Here is a 19,396-nt window from a genome sequence, read left to right as displayed (position 1 = left end):
ATCAGGCAAAACGTCACGAGACGGCACGGGGCGGCACCACGCAACATGAACCCTCATGGTCTCGTAATGCGTAGGTCGCGGGTTCGAATCCCGCAGGCGGCTCTGTAGAAGCCCCAGGACTCACTCGCCGTGACCTGGGGCTTTTGCCTTTTCTCGGCGTGTGGGCAGGCGTCGTTATTGGTGTGTCGCGACCTGGATGACGGCGTGGCGGCCGTTGGTGCGCCATGCGGGTTCGCTGCTGTCGAGCTGGGTGACGGTGTCGGCGTCGAGGCCGACGATCACGTCGGACTTCAGGGTGCGCAGGGCTGCGACGGGGGTCGGGAAGTGGCCGGTCTTGTCGGCGAAGGGGGTTGTCGGCGGGTGGAGGCGGTCGCCGACCAGGCGGCGGTAGTTGAGGTCGCCCTTGAGGATCGTCATGGCCGCGCCGGTGAATTCGGTTCGGAGGTCGGCGGGCATGTCGTGGAACGGCAGGGGTGCGCAGAAGAAGGGGTGTGTGCGGACTACGAGGGCGTCGTTGGTCATCGCTCGCCATAGCCGGCCGCCGACTTCCGCGGTGCGCAGGCGCTCGACCGAGGCGAGGACGTCGGCGGTCGTCGCGTCCGAGACGTAGTACGGCTGCGGCTTCACGTGGAGGACGACCTGCGCCGCGAGGCCGCGGGTCAGGAGGTGGTCGATCAGGACGAGGTCCGGCAGTAGTTCCCGGCCGGCGTTGTCCGCGACGACGCAGATCCGGCCGCCCCTCGCGCGTTCCAGCTGCGTCCAGAGTGTGGTGCTGTCGTCGGCGAGCAGGTCGGACGCGGTCTGTCCGTCGGCTTCCGCGGTGATCCGGAAGCTCAGGTCCGCGCGGTTGCCCCAGAGGGCGGACGACAGCAGCGCCTGCGCCCGGCGCGCCTCGGGTAGGCCGTCGAGCTTGCTCAGCGCGGCGAGTTCGTCGTCCACCGCGGCCCCGGCCAGCTCGGCGTGCTTGAACGGCGCGAACGGGTCGACGCCCCGCCACGCGCCGGGCCGGAAGTAGCCGACGGCGTCGAGCAGCCGGCGGTAGAAGTAGCTCTCCGCCCACAGGAACGGCGCCTCGCCCCAGGGCCTGCCCCACAGGTCCGCGCCCCACTCCAGCCACTGTGCAGCGTCCGGAGCCTCCTCGCCCAGCGGCTCCAGGACGCCGGTGGTGCTCTCCGCGAGCAGCTGCTCGACCGCCGCCCGCTGGGCGGGGCCGTAAGGGAGCGCGTCGAGGACCTGTTGGACGAGCTTCGGGTGGCGCTCGTGGAACACGCCCCGGGCGAAGGAGCCGGGGGCGTCGCTGCGGATCACGGGGGCGGTCGGCACGGGGGCGCTCGTCTCTCTCGTCATGGGCGGTCGGCCGGGCCGTCGCCCCGACCGAGGTCATTATCGGGCGGTCGTGGGGCTTCGGGCCGGGGCCGGGGTTGGTGGGGGCGCGGGAGGTGGGCGCACGAACCGGCGTGGGGGCGCATGGGGGAGGGCGGGGTGTGCGTCGATTGGGCGGGGGTTCGGGGAGGTTGTCGGGGGACTTCGGGAACCGCTTCCGGAAGTAGCGGCAGAAGCGTTTCTGTTTCGCGCTTTTTCGTGGCGCACAACTTGACATGGCCTGGCGAAATGGGGGTTGTGACGAAGTCGGCACGGGGCTCCGGTGCAGGTCAGGAATGTTACCGACCGGTCGCCCAAGAAAGTACTTGACTTGCCGTCAGGCACATTCCTAGGGTGAAACAAGTATGAGGGCGTGCTTCGGCACGCAGCGGTACGGGGGAAGAAGAACTTGAATGTGGCAGCGGCTGACAATTGCGGAACCGAAGTCGGTCATTCCACTTGTTCGACTGGTGGGCAGCAGTAGGGGGCGGTGACGACCGCCTGACGTCGTGGGGGGTCGACGGACTCCAATGGCGTTCTGTTGCAGGCCAGTTGCTCGGACGTTTCGCGCGCCGCCAGGGTGCGCCGCCGAGCCGGACCTCCGGATGCATTTCCGGACAATGGCGTCCTCAATGCCGTGTCCGAAGGCATCGAATTCGGCTGTGATCGCGTTCTCGAGTTAACCGAAGATTAACCGGAATCGCCTCTCCCGAGTGTTGGGGCATGAATACGGTCTCATCGGTCAAGGAAATGCGGCGCGATCCGCCGGTGCAGCTGATCACGCAAATGAGTATGGGGGAAGTGTGCGTCATGCCTGAAACTTCGATTGCCGTCCTCTTTCCGGGGCAGGGTGCGTTCTACGGCCGTGCCCTCGCCGACCTGCGGGACGAGTTCCCCGAGGTCGGACCGGTCCTCGCCGAGATCGGTGACGCCGCCCGTCCGCTGCTCGGCGACCGCGCGGTGGACCAGCTGTTCGCGACGCGGACGCCGGACACCGAGCAGCTGCTCCGGGAGGCCCCGGAGGCGCTCCAGCTGGCGATCTACGCGGTGTCCACCGCCACCTACGCCGTCCTGCGGGCCCGTGGTCTGCGCCCGAACGTTCTGATCGGCCACAGCCTCGGCGAGATCGCCGCGCTGGTCGCCGCGGGCGCGTTCACGCCCGCCGAGGGCGCCGAGATCGTCTGCCACCGGAGCATCGCGCTGCGCGAGGCCGGTCTGGGCGACGCCTACATGGCCGCCATCGGCACCAACGCCGGCCGGGCGCAGCGGCTCGTCGACCTGGTCGGCGACCCGCTGACCGGTATCGCGGTGGAGAACCACGCGGGCCAGACCGTGCTGTCCGGTCGGGCCGAGACGCTGGACACGATCGGCCGGCTGGCCGCCGTGCTGAAGATCGACTTCGCCCGGCTCAAGTCGCCGTACGCCTTCCACAGCCCGCTGCTCGGCCCGGCGGCGGAGAAGTTCGCCGCGCGGATCGCGGACATCCGCCAGCGTCCGCTGGAGACCACCGTCCACTCGCCGATCATCGGCCGCGCCTACGAGGACGCGGACCGGCTGACCGAGCTGCTGGCCGGGCACTTCACCGCCCGGGTGCGCTTCGGCGACACCGTCCGCGAGCTGGCGGGAACCGGTGTGTCGGTGTTCGTCGAGAGCGGCGCGCTGGACGCGCTGAGCCGGATCACCGGCCGCATCGTGGAGTCGCCGGTCACCACCGTGCCGACCCTGCTGCCGGAGGCGGGGGGCGCCGCCGTGTTGCGGCAGGCGCTCGACCGGCTGGCCTCGGTGGGTGCGGTCGCCGCGGGTGCGGGCGGATCCTCGGCGGACCAGCTGCGGGCGGCGCTGCTGTCCGACGTGCCGGCCGAGGACTTCGAGGCGTTCTGGAACGGTCGGGGCGTGGAGGTCCGGGCGTTCGCCCGCGAGGCCTACCTGACCTACCTGGGCGCCAAGGAGGAGGAGCCGAGCGTCGGCGCGGCGAACGGGAGCCTCAACGGCAGCGCCAACGGGAGTGTCAACGGCCACCTGAGCGCCGCGGCCGTGCCGGCGGTGGCGGTGGCGGTGGACCGGGACACCCTGGTCCGTCAGCTCGCCGACATCTACGCCGAGGCGCTGGAGTACCCGGCCGAGGTGTTCGAGGAGGCCACCGACCTGGAGGCCGAGCTGGGTGTCGACTCGGTGAAGCAGACGGAGCTGCTGGTGCGCGTCGGCAACCGCTACGAGCTGCCGCCCCGGCCGTCCGACGTCCGTCCGGCCGCCTACAACACCCTGGGCAAGATCGCTGACCTGATCATCGCCTCGGGCGGATCGGTGTGAGCGAGGTGTCCCAGGAACTGCAGGGAAAGATCGCCCTGGTCACCGGAGGGGCGCGGAACGTCGGCAAGGTCATCGCCAAGCGTCTCGCCGCCGACGGCGCGCTCGTCGTCATCAACCACCTGCACTCGCCCGGGCCCGCCCGGGAGACCGCCGAGGAGATCGAGCGGGCCGGTGGCCAGGCGTACGTCATCCGGGCGTCGGTCGCCGTCCGGGGCCAGGTCGACCGGATGTTCGACGAGATCGAGGAGCGCTTCGGCGGCCTCGACATCCTGGTCAACAACGCCGCCAACGGTGCCCTGGTGCCGGGCGGCGAGGTCACCGACCAGCTGATCGACCGGGCCCTCAACACCAATCTCAAGGGCGGCCTCGCGTGCGCCCAGCGCGCCGCCGCGCTGATGGCGCGGCGGGGCGGGGGCAGCATCGTCAACCTGTCCACGCTGGGCGGCGGCCAGTTCGTGATGGCCAACTACCTGGCCTGCGGGCCGGCCAAGGCCGCGGTGGAGGCGATGACCCGCTACCTGGCCGTCGACTACGCCCGGGACGGGATCAGGGTCAACACGGCCGCCGCCGGCATGCTCTACAGCGAGGTCGTGGACCTCTTCCCGGACGCCGAGCGGATGCAGCGGGCGACCGTCGAGGCCACTCCGATGGGGCGGCTCGGCCACCCGGAGGAGCTGGCCGAGGTGGTGGCCTTCCTGGCCTCGCCCAGGTCGAGCTGGATCACCGGCCAGGTGATCCTGGCGGACGGCGGACTGTCCACCGGGCAGGCGCTGCTCTCGCCGCCGCGGGCGCTGGTGGAGCCGGTGCCGCCGACCGTTCCGGTCGGGGAGCCGGTGGAGGGGTCGGAGGGGGCGGAGGACGCGCCGGTGGTCACCGCCGCCGCCGTGCCCGTGACCGCCCCGGTCGCCGCACCCGTCACCGCCGCCGTGCAGGCCGCGGTGACCCCGCGTCAGGCACCGGTGGTCAAGGCCGCGCCGGCCCCGGTCGCGCCGGCCCCGCCCGCCCCGGTGGCCGCGAAGGAGGCGGTCGAGGAGGAGGCGTTCGACGAGGACGACGAGATCGCCATCGTCGGCATGGGCATCGTGGTGCCCGGCGCCAACGACCTCGACGAGTACTGGCACGAGCTCATGCACGGCGCCGACCGGTTCGTCGAGATCCCCGCCGACCGGTGGGACAACGACAAGTTCCACTCGGCCGACAAGCGCGACGAGGACAAGACCTACTCCAAGCGCTCGGCCTTCATCACCGACTTCGTGCCGCACCCGCAGCTGGCCCGCGAGCTGGCCGAGGCGGGGACCGACCCGAACGCGGTGGAGTCCACCACGCTCTGGCTGCGCCACTCGCTGCTCCAGGCCATGGAGGGTGTCCGGCACAACCCCGAGGACCGCTGCTCCTTCCTGGTCGGCTACACCGCCGACGGCAGCCAGCACCTGGAGGAGGCGACCGTCCGGGCCGGTGTGCTCGGCCGGATCGCGCCCATCCTGGACGGTCTCGGCCTGTCCGGGGCGGACCGGGCCGCCGCGCTGGCCACCGTCGAGCGGCGGCTGGCCGGGCACTACCCGCGCAGCGGCCCCGAGCCGCTGCACTTCTTCCCGCACCGGGTCGGGCTCAACGCGATGCGCGACGTGCTGCCGGACTCCGCCGAGCTGCTGCTGGTGGACACCGCCTGCTCCTCCTCGCTCTACGCGGTGGACCTGGGCCTCAAGGGCCTGCTGGAGGGTCGGCACGACATCGCGGTCTGCAGCGGCTCGTTCGCCGTGGGCCCGCGCGGGTCGATCCTGTTCGCCAAGCTCAACGGCCTGTCGGTGAGCGGCGAGGTCCGCTCGCTCGACAAGGACAGCGACGGGGTGCTGTTCTCGGACGGCGCCGCGACCGTCGTGCTCAAGCGGCTCAGCCGGGCCCGCCGGGACGGCGACCGGGTGCTGGCCACCCTGCGCAGCTTCGGCTCGTCCTCGGACGGCAAGGGCAAGGCGATCTACGCGCCGAGCGCGGCCGGCCAGAAGCTGGCGATCCGCCGGGCGCTGGACCGGCCGGGGATGGACGACGTGCGGCCGGACTGGATCGTCGCCCACGCCACCGGCACCCCGGCGGGCGACCTGGCGGAGTTCACCACCCTGCGCGAGACGCTGGGCGGTCATGAGCCCGGCCGTGCCCCGGTGGTCGTCACCTCCAACAAGTCGGTGATCGGGCACACCGGTTGGGCCGCGGGCGTGGCCTCGCTGATCGAGGTCGTGCTGGGCTTCCGGCACGATGTGATCCCGCCGCAGCACCGGTTCACCGAGACCCCGGCGGACTTCGCGATCGGCGGCTCCAACCTGGTCGTGCCGACCGAGGCGGTGCCCTGGCCGCGCGGCGCCCGCCGCCGCACGGCCGCCGTCTCCGGCTTCGGCTTCGGCGGCACCAACGCCCACCTGGTCGTGCAGGAGCCGCCCGCGGCGCCGAAGGCGCCGTCCGGACTCCCGCTGCCGGCGCGGACCGAGCAGGTGAAGCCGCAGCGGATCGCGATCGTGGCCCGGACGGCGCACGTGCCGGGCACCGAGACCGCCGACGAGCTGGCCACCTGGCTGGGCCGGACCGGTCCGGAGGACGTGTCCTTCGGCGACACCTACCCGCTGCCGTCGTTCCAGCAGGTGCGGATGCCCCCCGGCATGATGCGGGGCATCGACCGCTGCCAGCTGATGATCCTCAAGTGCGCCCACCGGCTGCGCGACAGCCTGGGCGCGTTCTGGGAGGACAACAGCGAGACCACCGGCGTGGTGCTCGGCCACCTCGGGGCGACCCGCAACGCGACGCTCTACGCGCTGCGCTGCTACCTGGACGATCTGACCATCGCGCTGAAGGCCGATGCCTCGCTGGCCTCGGCGCCGTGGCTGCCGGAGGCGCTGGAGCTGCTCAGGACCGAGGTGCGGCGGCTGGTCCCGCCGTCCAACGAGGACTCCTTCCCCGGCATGATGCCGAATGTGATCCCGGCCCGGGTCGCCAACTATTTCGACCTCAAGGGCCTCAACATGACGGTCGACACGGGGTTCACCTCGACCCTGAGCGCGATCGACGTCGCCATCCGCTACCTGCGGCAGGGCGAGCTGACGATGGCACTGGTCGGCGGCATCAACGGCAACAGCACCGACGAGGTGCGCCAGCTGCTGGACGAGGCCCTCGACGACCGCAGCGTGCTGGCCGAGGGCGCCTTCCTGTTCGCCCTGGTGACGGAGGAGACCGCCGCCGCGGCCGGGCTGGAGGTGCTCGGCTACCTGGACACCCCGCTCGCCGAGGCGGAGCGGGACGGAGAGGCGGCCTCGGCCGCAGGGCCGGTGCCGACCGTCGAGTGCGGCGCCGTCCGCCCCGGCCGGGAGGTCTGCTACCTGGGCGCCGAGGGTGCGATCGGCATCCTCCAGGTGCTGGCCGAGGAGCCGGCCGAGCGCGACGCGCTGGTGGTCTGCCGCGGCGAGAACGGCGCGCCCGACCTCAGCGTCCGGGTCTCGGCCCCGCTGTCGGCGGCCGTGCCGGCGCCCGAGGCCGAGCTCCACGTGCCGTCCGCGTTCTACGACGAGCGGCTGTACGACGACCGGCACCCGCTGGTGGTGAGCCGGCACGTGCCCGGGCTGACCGAGACGCCCGGCGAGCCGGTCCGCGCCGAGCTGCCGTTCTGGCCCGCGGAGCCCACCGTCGTCCTGACCGACCGGCCGGAGACGGTGACGGCGGCCGGGGCGCCGGCCGGCACCCTGGTGCTGTCCACCGTGCCCGGCGGTCCCGGGGTCCGGCACGTGCCGGACGCCGAGGCGCTGGCGGGGCTGCTGGACGAGGCGGACCCGCGGCGGCTGATCCGGCACATCCGGGTGGTCACCGACCTGTCCGGCGCGGACACGGCCGGTCCGGCGGAGGCGGAGGCGCTGAGCGCCCTGCACGAGCTGGTCTTCCTGACGGTGCAGCAGCGGCACGAGGCGCTGGCCGACGAGGCCGGCGGCGCGAGCTGCGTCGGGCTGTTCCTCGGGGCGATGACCGACCGCACCCCGCACCCCTTCACGGGCATGTTCACGGGCCTGTTCAAGGTGATCCACCTGGAGTACGCGCCGCAGTGCCTGACCTACGCGCTGATCACCGGGGCGCGGGAGGCCGCCACCGGGGTCGCGCAGGCGGAGCGGGAGTCGGCGTTCCGGCGCGGCGTCCCCTCGGCCTTCCACGACGGCGGGCGGCGGCTGACCGTCACCCTCGCCGAGGAGCCCGGCGAGCTGCTGCCGCCGGGGGAGGCGACGCTCGGTCCGGACAGCGTCGTGGTCGCGGTCGGCGGTGGGCGGGGCATCACCGCCGAGCTGCTGGCCGAGGTCGCCCGGCACTTCCGGCCCCGGGTGTACGTGCTCGGCAGCAACCCGGTGGACTCCCACCCGGCCGAGTACCTGGAGCTGGACGACGAGGCCTTCGCCAAGGGCCGCGCCGACTACATCCGCAAGCAGCTGGCGCTGCGGACCGGCCGCAACCCCGCGCAGCTCAACCGCGCGTACGAGCGGATCGGCCAGGCGCGGGTGATCCGGGCCAACCTGCGCCGGATCGCCGAGCACAGCGGTGCGGGCGCGGTGCACTACGTGCCCTGCGACGTGACCGACCGCGAGCAGGTGACGGCCGCGATGGACCGGATCCACGCCGAGGCCGGGCGGATCGACCTGCTGGTCAACGCGGCGGGGCTGAACCGTTCGGCGCCGATCGCGACCAAGAGCCTGGCGGAGTTCCGGCAGGTCCGCGACCTGAAGGTGCTGGGCTACTTCAACCTCAAGCACGCCCTCCGGGGCCGGCAGCCGCGTGCCTGGTGCAACTTCGGTTCGCTGCTGGGCATGACCGGCCAGGTCGGCGAGGCCGACTACGCCTCGGGCAACGACTTCCTCGGGGCCGCGGCGACCTACCACCAGCAGGTGCTGGGCATCCACGAGTTCACCGTGGGCTGGACCCTGTGGGGCGAGGTCGGCCTGGGCGCCAACGAGTTGACCAAGGCGTACTTCGAGAAGAGCGGCCTGTACTCCGCGATGAGCACCGCGGAGGGCGTGCACCACTTCGTCCGCGAGCTCAACCTGGCCAAGCCCTCGCCGTACACCGTGCACCTCGGTGACGCGGAGCGGCGGGCGGTCGACCGGCTGCTGCCGGGCTTCCTCAACCCGGGGGCGCCGCGCGGCGGGACGGACTCGGCGGTGCCGCAGGAGCCGGTGCGCCCGGAGCGGCCGACCGCGGCGGGACCGGTGGAGCCGGCGGTACTGCCGTTCTACCTCGGCGAGGTGGTCGAGCGCGGCACGGACTCGGTCACCTTCGAGCGGGTCTTCGACCTGGAGCGGGACGACTACCTGCGCCACCACAAGGTCGGCGACGCGCCCACCCTGCCGGGGACGTTCGTCACCGAGATCGCCTTCGAGGCGGCCTCCTGGCTGGTGCCGGACCTCAAGGTGTACGCCTTCGAGGACCTGCGCTTCCACCACTTCCTCAAGGTCCGCGAGTCGGACCGGGCCGGGCTGCGGAAGCGGATCCGGGCCGAGCTGGTGGAGCGGCGGGCCGATCTCGGCCAGGCCGTGGTGGCGGTGCGGATCACCCACGACGTGGTGGCGCCCAACGGCACCGTGCTGGTCAAGGACCGGCTGCACTTCGAGGTGCGGGTGCTGCTGGCGGGCGACCTGCCGGACGCGCCGCACTGGAAGGCCTGGCACCCCGCCGCGGAGACGCCGGTGCCCGACCCGTACCACAGCCCGGGCTCCCCGGTGCTGCTGACCGACCTGTTCGTGTCGACCACCGACACCCGGCTGCACCCGGACGGCAAGCGCGCCACCTACAACCTCGAACTGCCCACCGACCACCGGGTCTTCGGGAGCTTCGGGATCCCGGTGGTGCTGCTCGACGGGCTGGCCAGGACCGGGGTGCTGGCCCTGGTCGACGGTGACCTGATCCCGCTCGCGGCCCCGCTGGGCATCGGCCGGATCGACGTCTACGAGCACGGCGGCGACAGCCATGTCGCGGCCCGGTACGGCCGGGTCGACCTGTACGCGGTGCTGCCCGGGGCGGAGGCCGACGGGCGGAACGCGGGCAGCGGCAACCGTTTCGTCGCCGTCCGTCCGGACGGGCGGATCCTGATCCAGATGAAGGACCTGGACTGGACGCTGATGGGCTATCTCGACCGCAGCACCGGGAAGTTCGTGACTCCCGAGGAGGTGGCCGAGGCGGCCGCCGCCCGGGCGGTCGGTACCGGTACCGGTACCGGTAGAGCGGAACCCGAGGCGGCAGATCCCGGGGCGGCAGATCCCGGGCCGGCAGATCCCGGGGTGGCTCCCGCCGAGGCCAGTGAGGTGGTGACGGCGATGGGAAAAGCTGAGGCCGGCGCGGCTGGTGGGCCGACGCCGGCGGCCACGGACCCCCAGTACGCCACGAGCAGGAAGGCGAGCACCGACGTGACCGCGAGCAAGGAGAACGGCGGGGAGCCGGCCCCGGAGCCGGGTACGGCGGTGGCCACGGTCGTCGCCGCGCCCGAGCGCCGCCCGGCGCGCCGCCCCGCGCCCGCCGTCGCGCGGCTCGCCCGCCCCGCCCCGGGGCCGCGCGGACTGCGGACCGTCCCCGGCAACCTGCGCAAGTTCCAGCGCAACGCGCCCGCCCTGTTCACCGAACTGAGCCGGGCCTACGGGGACATGGTCCGGCTGCCGCTGGGCTACTTCACCGTCCACCTGAACTACCACCCGGACAACATCAAGTACGTCCTCCAGGACAACAACCAGAACTACATCCGCGGCAAGGGCTACGACGCCTTCAAGATCTTCATGGGGATGGGCCTGCTCACCCTCGACGGGGAGGAGTGGAAGCAGCACCGCCGGGTGGTGAACCCGCTGTTCCACAAGACCGCGATCGACAACATGGCGACCACCATGACCGACTCCACCGCCCTGGTGCTCGACCGCTGGGAGCAGGGCGGGTCGGACAAGGCCGGCATCGACGTGGTGCCGGAGATGATGGACCTCACCCTGGGGGCCCTCGGCAAGGTCATGTTCGACACCGACCTCCACCCGCTCAGTGACCGGGTGGGGCCGGCGATGGTCACCTCCATCGAGGCCATGGTCTTCCGCGGCACCCTCAACCAGCTGACCCCCGAGTTCGTCCCGATCCCGTACAACCGGCGCATCCGCCAGGCGCGCAAGGTGATGTACGACGTGGTGGACGGCATCGTCGAGGCGCACCGGGACGGCCGGCACGAGGGGCTGACCGACCTGGTCAGCCTGCTCCTCCAGGCCCGGGACGAGAGCGGCGGCGAGTGGACCCGGCAGCAGGTCCGGGACGAGATCATGACGGTCTTCATGGCCGGCCACGAGACCACCGGCACCGGCCTGGCCTGGGCGCTCTACGAGCTGGCCAAGGACCCGGAGGCGCAGGAGCGGCTGCACGAGGAGGTCGAGCAGGTGCTCGGCGGGCGCACGCCCACCATCGAGGACCTGCCGAAGCTCCCGTACGCCAGGATGGTCACCGACGAGACGCTGCGGCTGCACCCGCCGATCTGGGTGTACCCGCGCGACGCCGTCGCGGAGGACGACGTCAACGGCTGGCACGTGCCGGCCGGCGGCAGCGTCTTCATGGTCCCGTACGTCACCCACCGGCACCCGGACTACTGGGTCGACCCGGAGCGCTTCGACCCGGAGCGTTTCACCGAGCAGAACCGCGCCCAGCAGCCCCGGTACGCCTACTTCCCGTTCGGCGGGGGCCAGCGCAAGTGCATCGGCAACCAGATGGCGCTGGTGCAGACGCACCTGACGCTGGCCATGGTGGCCCAGCGCTTCCGGCTGCGGCTGGTCCCCGACCACCCGCTGACGCTGGGCACGCTGGTGTCCTTCCGCCCGGTGGACGGTATCCGCCTCGTCGTGGAGCCCAGGAAGCGATGACACGCCGATGACACTCAAGGAACCGATCACCCTCGCGGAGGCCCTCGCCCCGCCGGTGGTGGACTACCCGCAGGACGGATCGGTGCGCCCCGTGCGGCGCCACGTGTGGGAGCCGGTGGAGACCGCCGCGCTCCCGCCGGGCGCCGCCCCCGGGCTGCGCGGGCGCTCGATCGCGGTGGTCGGTGGCCGGGAGGCCACCGCCGCCGCGGTCGCCGCGGCGCTCACCGCGGCCGGGGCGCGGGCGCACCGGCTCGCCCCGCCCGCCGAGGGGCAGCGCGGCGGCTTCGCCGAGGCCGCGGCGGCCCTGTTCGCCGCGGCCGGGCGGATCGACGGGATCGTCGACCTCAACCTCGAGGAGCCCTTCGACCGCAGCGGCCCGGACGGCTGGGAGGCACCGTTCCGGCAGACGGTCGCGATGCTCCAGGCCTGCTTCGCGGACTGGATCACCGAGACCGACGCGGTGCGGCTGTTCTACCTGCCGGTCACCTGGCTGGGCGGCCGGATGGGCTTCGGCGCGGACCGGGTCGAGCAGCCGCTCGGCGGCCTGTGGGCGGGGCTCGCCAAGGGCCTGCCCCGGGAGGTCCCGAACTGCAACATCAGGATCCTCGACCTCACCGCCGAGCACTCGGCGGAGGAGATCGGCGAGCTGGTGAGCCGGGAGCTGTACCGCTGGGGCGCGTTCGAGATCGGCCACCACGGCGGCCGCCGCTACAGCCTGCGGGCCCGCCACGCCCAGCCCGCCCCGCCGGTCCGTGCGCTGCGGCCCGGCGACACGGTGGTGATGTCCGGCGGCGGGCGCGGCATCGGCTACGCGCTGGCCCGTTCGCTCGCCGAGGAGTTCGGCGCGCGGGTGGTGGTCAGCGGTCGTGGCGCGGTGCCCGACGCGGCCGCCGTCCCGGCGCTGGCGTTCGACGAGCGGGAGTTCCGGCGCTACCGGGACGAGCGGCTGCGGGAGGCCGTGGCCGCCCGCCGGGTGCCGCAGGTCCGCGGCGAGCTGGAGAAGCTGGCCCAGGAGCGCGAGCTGTGGGCCAACCTCGTCTCGGCCCGCGAGGACGGTCTGCGGATCGACTACGTGCAGTGCGACATCACCGATCCCGCGCAGGTCGCCCGGCTGGTCGACGAGGCCGGCGACCGGCTGGCCGGCGTCGTCCACAACGCGGGCGTGGACGTGCCGGTGCGGCTGCCGGGCAAGACCGAGCAGATCGTCTCGCTGGTCGTCCGGGTCAAGGTCGGGGGCTTCCTCAACCTGCTGCGGGCGGTGGCGGACCGGCCGCCGCTGGCGTTCTTCTGCAGCGTGGGCTCGCTGACCGGCCGCTGGGGCGGCATGGTCGGCCAGCTCGACTACGGGGCCGCCAACGAGGCGCTGAGCCGGCTCGGGCTGTGGGCCTCGCAGGACGGCGAGCAGTCGGGCCGGGTCCGGCGGACGCCGGTGTCCACGGTCTGCTGGCCGACCTGGGAACGCCTCGGGATGATCACCAACTACGAGGCCACGCTGCGCTACATGTCGGCGGTGGACGTCCGTGAGGGCCTGTACCACTGGAAGCGCGAGCTGTTCTCCGGCGGCAGCGGCGAGTCGACGTTCATCGGCGACGTCGGTCCGGCGATGCTGCCGTCCGTTCTGCGCGGCTACCAGCAGGACACCGGTCTGCCCGGGATCGAGCGGCTCGCCGCGAGCCGCTACTACCTGGGCGAGCCGCTGGACTTCCGGCCGTACGCCGCGCTGACCACGGAGCACCTGCTGACGGCCGGGGAGCTGCCGTGCTGCGACGACTTCCGGGTCGGCGGCGAGCCCGCGCTGCCGGTCTCGCTCTGCCTGGAGTACCTGCGGGCGGCCGGTGACTGGGTGCTGCCGGAGAACGGGGACCAGCTGCGGTTCGCCGAACTCCGGGACCTGGACGTGGACCTGGCGGAGCTGCGGGTCGGCCCCGGACGGCGCACGGCGGTGCTGACCCGGCACGCCGAGGGCCGCTGGGCGCAGGACGGCAGCTGGCGGGTCGCGGTCACCCTGGAGCGCGAAGGGCGGCGGCTGGCGGCCGCCGAACTGGTCCACCGCGCCGATGAGTTGCCGCCGGAGCGGGCGATGCTGCCGCCGACCGGGGCGCTGGGGGCGGAGGACGTGGCACCGCCCGCGCCGGGCGGTGCGCTCGGCTGGAGCGGGCACGCCTTCCGGCTGGCGGCCTGGCAGCGGGACGCGGTGGGCGGCCGGCTGTACGGGCGGGCGGAGCCGGGGCGGACGGCGGATCTGCTGCTCGCCTCGCCGGCGCCCGGTTCGGCCCTGCCGCTCAACCAGTTGGAGAACCTGCTGCGGGCCGCGTGGCTCGCCCAGGCGCCCGGCGCGGGCTCGTCCTCGGCCGACGCGGGTGCGACCGGTGCGACCGGGCGGGTCCGGCGGCTCACGGTGGAGCGGCTGTCCGTCACGCCGTCGGCCGGGGAGGGCGCCGTCCTGCTGGTCGGCACCCCGGACGGCCGCGACTGGACCGGCTACCACCCGGTCGAACTCTTCGAACCGTGCCCGGTGGTGCTCCGGGTGACCGGCCTGCGCCACCACTGACACCGGACGGTCCGAGGCCGGCCGTCCGGTACCGACCAATCCACCGTGCCCCGGGGCACGGCACGACACCACCAGGGGGATCCGTTGACCACGATCGTTGACCGGTCGAAGGCCTATTGCGTCGTGGGCGCCGGGGCAGGTGGTCTGTCCGCCGGCAAGAACCTGCGGGAGTTCGGCATCGAGTTCGACGTGATCGAGCGCGCCGACGACGTGGGCGGCAACTGGTACGGCGGCAACACCTACAGCGCCGCCTACGACTCGGTGCACCTGATCACGTCCAAGCCCTACATCCAGTACGACGACTTCCCGATTCCGGCGCACTTCCCGACCTACCTCGGCCGGGAGCACGCGCACGCCTATCTGCGCTCCTACGCCGAGCACTTCGGGGTGTACGAACACGTCGAGTTCAGCCGCACGGTGGAGTCGATCGAGCGCCGGGACGGCTCGCCGGACTGGTTCGTCACCCTCGACGGGGGCGAAGTCCGCCGCTACGCCGGGGTGGTGATCGCCAACGGCCACAACTGGAGCCCCCGGTACCCGGAGTACCCGGGCAAGTTCGACGGGGAGATCCTGCACTCCTGCGAGTACCGCGACCCGGAGCCGCTGCGCGGAAAGCGGGTGCTGGTGGTCGGCGGCGGCACCTCCGGCTGCGACATCGCGGTGGAGTCCTCGCAGAATGCCGCGTCGACCTCGCTGAGCATCCGCCGGGGCTGCTACTACTGGCCGAAGTACCTGTTCGGGATGCCCACCGACGTGCTCTACGAGAACGTCCTGAAATGGCGCATGCCCCGGCCGGTGGTGCGCTTCTTCGGTAGTCTCTTCCTGCGCCTCAACAGTGCCGGACGGCCGGAGCAGTACGGACTGCCGAAGCCGTCGCACAAGTTGCTGGAGGAGCATTTCGTCATCAATTCGACGCTCCTCTACCACCTGGGGCACGGTGATATCGGGGCGAAGCCGGACATCGCCGAACTCCGGGGGGACCGGGTGAAGTTCAGCGACGGGAGCGAGGAGGCGTACGACGTGATCGTCTACGCCACCGGTTACCGGATGACCGAGTTCCCGTTCATCGATCGCAAGTACCTGAACTGGAACGGGCGCACTCCGCAATTGCACCTCAGCGCGTTCCACCCTGAGTACGACAACCTTTTTGTCATCGGTTACTTCCAGACTTCCACCGGCAACTGGCCGATCATGGATTACCAGTCCCAGCTCATGGCCCGCTACCTGCACCTGCTGCGCACCGACCCGCGGCGGGCGTCCTGGTTCAAGCAGGCCAAGTCCACGCCGATGGCGGCGGCCGAGCTGAACGGCGGCATCCAGTACTACGACTCCGAGCGGCACTGGCTCCAGGTCGAGCACTTCTCCTACCGGGCCCTGCTGCGCAAGCTGGTCCGCCGGATGAACGCCGACCCGCCGCCCGCCGCGCGCAACCGCGGCACCGCGGCCGGAGCCGGCGGCACCGGCCCCGCGGAGCAGGCCAACGCGCCGGCGGCGAACCGGCTGAGGAGCCACGCATGATGGACCTGATCGCACGGCTGGCGAACCGGCATGCCCGGGTGATGGTGCTGTGCGCCGTGGTGGTGGCCGCGGTGGCGGCCTTCATCGGCGCGCCCGTCGTCACATCGCTGACCGGCGGCAACCCGGACTTCGTCACCCCGGGGTCGGGCAGCGTCCGGGCGGACGACCGGATCGGCGCGGCCACCGGCATCCAGAGCGACGGCGGCATCATCGCCCTGGTCGACACCGGTGCCCCGGTGGACGACCCCCGCACCCGGGAGGAGGTCGAGAAGGTCGCCGGGCTGATGGCCGGGGACCCGACCTTCGCCGACGTCCTGACCTACTACCGGACCCAGGACCAGAACCTGGTCTCCAAGGACGGTCAGCGGACGATCGTGGTCGGCCGGCTCAAGGACAGTGCGGAGGACCACTACCAGGACGCCGTCGACCGGCTGTCCGACCGGCTCGACGGCGACGCCGCGGTCAAGCTCGGCGGCAGCGAGGTGGTCGGCAACCAGGTCGTCAGCACCGTCCAGCACGACCTGGAGCGGGCCGAACTCCTGGCCTTCCCGGTGCTGTTCCTGCTCTCGCTGTGGATCTTCCGCAGTCTGGTGGCCTCCGCGCTGCCGCTGGTCATCGGCGGCCTGAACGTCGTGCTGACCCTGTTCGGGCTGCGGGTGGTCGACCAGTTCACCCCGATGTCGATCTTCTCGCTCAACCTGGTCACCGCGCTCGGCCTCGGCCTCGCCATCGACTACAGCCTGCTGATCGTCTCCCGCTTCCGCAGCGAGATGACGGTCGAGCCCGACATCGACCGGGCGATCCGGGTCACCCTGCACACCGCGGGCCGCACCATCCTGTTCAGCTCGCTCACCGTGAGCGCCGCGATGGCCTCGCTGTTCGTCTTCCGCCAGCGCTTCCTCTACTCGATGGCGGTCGGCGGCCTGCTGGTCTCCGCCTCGGCGCTGCTGGTCGCGCTGCTGGTGCTGCCCGCGATGCTGCGACTGCTCGGCCGGCACATCGACTTCCTGGCGCCGGCCCGGTTCCGCCGCTCGCTGGAGGCGCCGGAGAACACCGACGGCGGCTGGTTCGCGCTGGCCCGCGGTGTCATGCGGCGGGCCCCGCTGGTCGCGATCGGCGCCGGCGCGCTGCTGGTGCTGCTCGGACTGCCGTTCCTGAAGGTCGCCTTCACCACCGTCGGCCCGTCCTCGCTGCCCACCAGTACGAGCAGCCGCTCGGTCGCCGACACCCTGCGCGCCGACTTCCCCGCCGACCCGCTGGAGTCCGTGCAGGTCGTGGTCGCGGCCGGCGGCGACACGGCGGGCGCGCAGCCCCGGGTGGACGCGCTGCGCGACCGGATCGCGGCCCTGCCCGGCGCGGCCGCCGTCACCCCGGCCGTGGCGCTGAACGCGGACACCTGGCTGCTCCAGGTCACCCCCCGGGAGCCCGGCCTCAGCGGCGAGAGCCAGACCCTGGTCAAGGACGTCCGGGCGCTCTCCGGCCCGGACGAGGTCCTGGTCGGCGGGCAGACCGCCACCTTCGTCGACCTGGAGGACAGCCTCACCGGCCGGCTCCCGGCCGCCGCGCTGATCGTCTTCCTCACCAGCATGCTGGTGCTGCTGCTGATGACCGGCTCGCTGGTGCTGCCGCTCAAGGCCGTGCTGATGAACCTGCTCACCCTCGCCGCGACCTTCGGCATCCTGGTCTTCGTCTTCCAATGGGGTCACGGGGCAGGGCTGTTCGGCACCGAGGCGCAGAACGCGCTGGACGCCACCCAGCCGGTGCTGCTGTTCGCGATGGTCTTCGGACTCTCCACCGACTACGGCGTGTTCCTGCTCGCCCGGATCAAGGAGGCCAGGGACGCCGGGGTCGGCGAGGCCGAGTCCGTCGCCCAGGGCCTGGGCCGCACCGGCAGGGTCGTCACCGCGGCGGCGGTGCTGTTCTGCGTCGCCCTGGGCGCGCTCGCCACCTCCGAGATCGTGTTCATCAAGGAACTCGGGCTCGGCACCGCGCTGGGCGTGCTGCTGGACGCCACCATCGTCCGGGCGCTGCTGGTGCCCTCGTTGATGCGTCTGCTCGGCCAGTGGAACTGGTGGGCCCCGGCTCCGCTCCGGTGGCTGTACGAACGATTCGGGCTCCGTGAGGGCGGGGCGCCGCCGCTGGCCGTCGAGAAGTCGTAAGGTTTTGACGCACCGTCACCACTATCGACCGGCCTTTCTACGACCAGAGGTGGAAACGTGTACCACGCCATCGTCCGGCGCAACCTCCGCAATTCGTTCGCCGACGTCAACCGCGGCAACTATGCGGCCATCGTGCGGCAGTTCACCCCCGACGCGGAGCACTGGTTCTCCGGCGCGCACGCGCTGTCGGGCGGGCGTGACACCGCCGAGCAGATCCAGCGGTGGTACGACCGGCTGGCGGAGGTCATGCCCGACCTGCGCTTCGAGCTGAAGAAGGTCGTTGCCAAGGGCTGGCCCTGGGACACCGTGGCCTTCGCCGAGTGGGTCGACCACCTGACCGACCGCGAGGGCAACCGCTACTCGAACCAGGGCGTGCACGTGGTCCGGATCAAGTGGGGCAAGATCACCGAGCTCCACATCTACTGCGACACCGAGCTGCTGGAGTCGGTGCTGGACAAGCTGGGCGAGCAGGGCGTCGGCGAGGCCGTCGCCACGCCGGTCGGCAGCCCCGGCCCGTTCCGCGAGGCGCGCGTCGGCAGGTGACGCGCGCGGGTACGCCGACGCGGGCGGTCCGGTGACACCGGGCCGCCCGCCGTCGTTCGGTGTGGGTGTGGGGGAAGGGGGAGGGATGAACGCGCAGGACCCGGGGGCGGTCGAGCTGTGGCTGCTCGAAGCCGCCGCCGTACCGGTGGGACCGGCCGAGCTGGACGGCCTCGACGAGGAGGAGCACCGGCGGGCCGGTCGCTTCGTCCGGGACGCCGACCGGGCCGTCTACCTGGCCGCGCACGTCGCGCTGCGGCACGTTCTCGGCCGACGCCTGGGGCTCGCCCCGGCGGCGCTGGCCTTCGCCCGGGAGCCGTGCCCCGGCTGCGCCGAACCGCACGGGCGGCCGCGGCTGGCCGGTGACCCGGCCGGCGCCCCTGCCGGAGCCCCGCACTTCTCGCTCTCCCACGGCGGCGGCCGGGTGCTGATCGGCCTCGCCGACGCCCCCGTCGGCGTGGACGTGGAGCCGCTGCCCGCGGCCGACAGCGTGGAGGTGCTCGCCACGACGCTGCACCCGGCCGAGCAGGCCGAACTCGCGGGCGTCCGGCCGGGGGACCGTCCCGGCGCCTTCGCCCGCCTGTGGACCCGCAAGGAGGCCTATCTCAAGGGCCTCGGCATCGGGCTCGGCCGCCCGCCCGCCGCCGACTACCTCGGCACCGCCGAGCCCGCGCGCCGCCCGGCCGGCTGGGCCGTCACCGACGTACCGGCGGGGCCCCGGCACGCCGCCGCGGTGGCGCTGGCCGGAGGCGGCGCGGCGGTGGAGTACCGGCTGCGGCACAGCCTGGGCTGACGCCGGCCGTGGTGCAGGGGCGCGGTGGTCAGGGATCGTGGGCATCCGGGCCAGGGCGGTGGCGCTGAAGTCGGCCCGGATGTGCGGGTCGTCGGGGGCGTCCTCCAGCACGGCGGGCTGCGGGGCGGCGTCACTGGCGGAGAACGACGGCGGCGGGCTCGGTGACGAAGCGCGAGGTGCGGAGCGCCGCGGCGACCTCGTCCGGCACCTCGTCCATGGCGGTCAGCCTTCCATGAACTCCGTTCGGCGACAGGGGCCGTGGCAAGGGAGG

General features: G+C 72.6%; 9 protein-coding genes. 7 read left to right on the top strand and 2 right to left on the bottom strand.

Annotated elements, in window-relative coordinates:
- Window positions 1-174 precede the first annotated feature (174 nt).
- Window positions 175-1,323: a damage-control phosphatase ARMT1 family protein gene (locus ADK60_RS31655; RefSeq protein WP_502687468.1), complete on the bottom strand. Its 1,149-nt coding sequence runs from the start codon at window positions 1,321-1,323 to the stop codon at window positions 175-177.
- A gap of 849 nt (window positions 1,324-2,172) precedes the next feature.
- Here ADK60_RS31655 and ADK60_RS31650 point away from each other — a divergent pair.
- From ADK60_RS31650 to ADK60_RS31620, 7 genes are all read left to right on the top strand, one after another.
- Window positions 2,173-3,672 (top strand): acyltransferase domain-containing protein, encoded by a 1,500-nt coding sequence (locus ADK60_RS31650; protein WP_053650440.1) that lies wholly within the window; start codon window positions 2,173-2,175, stop codon window positions 3,670-3,672.
- Window positions 3,669-11,564 (top strand): cytochrome P450, encoded by a 7,896-nt coding sequence (locus ADK60_RS31645; RefSeq protein WP_053650439.1) that lies wholly within the window; start codon window positions 3,669-3,671, stop codon window positions 11,562-11,564. Before ADK60_RS31650 ends, ADK60_RS31645 begins: the two co-directional genes overlap by 4 nt.
- A gap of 7 nt (window positions 11,565-11,571) precedes the next feature.
- Window positions 11,572-14,115 (top strand): KR domain-containing protein, encoded by a 2,544-nt coding sequence (locus ADK60_RS31640; protein ID WP_053650438.1) that lies wholly within the window; start codon window positions 11,572-11,574, stop codon window positions 14,113-14,115.
- Between the two features lie 84 nt (window positions 14,116-14,199).
- On the top strand, window positions 14,200-15,633 hold the full coding sequence (locus ADK60_RS31635; RefSeq protein WP_159400675.1) for a flavin-containing monooxygenase: 1,434 nt from the start codon (window positions 14,200-14,202) through the stop codon (window positions 15,631-15,633).
- Window positions 15,630-17,792 (top strand): MMPL family transporter, encoded by a 2,163-nt coding sequence (locus ADK60_RS31630; protein ID WP_045941199.1) that lies wholly within the window; start codon window positions 15,630-15,632, stop codon window positions 17,790-17,792. The genes ADK60_RS31635 and ADK60_RS31630 overlap by 4 nt, the downstream gene beginning before the upstream one ends.
- A 57-nt stretch (window positions 17,793-17,849) precedes the next feature.
- On the top strand, window positions 17,850-18,335 hold the full coding sequence (locus tag ADK60_RS31625) for a nuclear transport factor 2 family protein (protein ID WP_045941200.1): 486 nt from the start codon (window positions 17,850-17,852) through the stop codon (window positions 18,333-18,335).
- Between the two features lie 85 nt (window positions 18,336-18,420).
- Complete coding sequence (locus ADK60_RS31620) at window positions 18,421-19,125, top strand: 4'-phosphopantetheinyl transferase family protein (RefSeq protein WP_053650436.1); 705 nt, start codon at window positions 18,421-18,423, stop codon at window positions 19,123-19,125.
- Window positions 19,126-19,255: 130 nt separating this feature from the next.
- Here the strand turns inward: ADK60_RS31620 and ADK60_RS47900 are convergent, their stop codons facing one another.
- Window positions 19,256-19,390 (bottom strand): hypothetical protein, encoded by a 135-nt coding sequence (locus tag ADK60_RS47900; RefSeq protein WP_286185315.1) that lies wholly within the window; start codon window positions 19,388-19,390, stop codon window positions 19,256-19,258.
- Between the last annotated feature and the right edge of the window lie 6 nt (window positions 19,391-19,396).

The organism is Streptomyces sp. XY431 (genome assembly GCF_001279805.1).
GTDB lineage: Bacteria > Actinomycetota > Actinomycetes > Streptomycetales > Streptomycetaceae > Kitasatospora > Kitasatospora purpeofusca.
Note: the sequence above shows the minus strand (reverse complement) of the source record. Positions and strands in the feature narration are given on the sequence as shown.

What these genes read in the sequence shown, in the direction of transcription:
- ADK60_RS31640 (WP_053650438.1), top strand. Translation starts at nt 11,572, where the DNA reads ATGACACTCAAGGAACCGATCACCCTCGCGGAGGCCCTCGCCCCGCCG.
- ADK60_RS31630 (WP_045941199.1), top strand. Translation starts at nt 15,630, where the DNA reads ATGATGGACCTGATCGCACGGCTGGCGAACCGGCATGCCCGGGTGATG.
- ADK60_RS31650 (WP_053650440.1), top strand. Translation starts at nt 2,173, where the DNA reads ATGCCTGAAACTTCGATTGCCGTCCTCTTTCCGGGGCAGGGTGCGTTC.
- ADK60_RS31620 (WP_053650436.1), top strand. Translation starts at nt 18,421, where the DNA reads ATGAACGCGCAGGACCCGGGGGCGGTCGAGCTGTGGCTGCTCGAAGCC.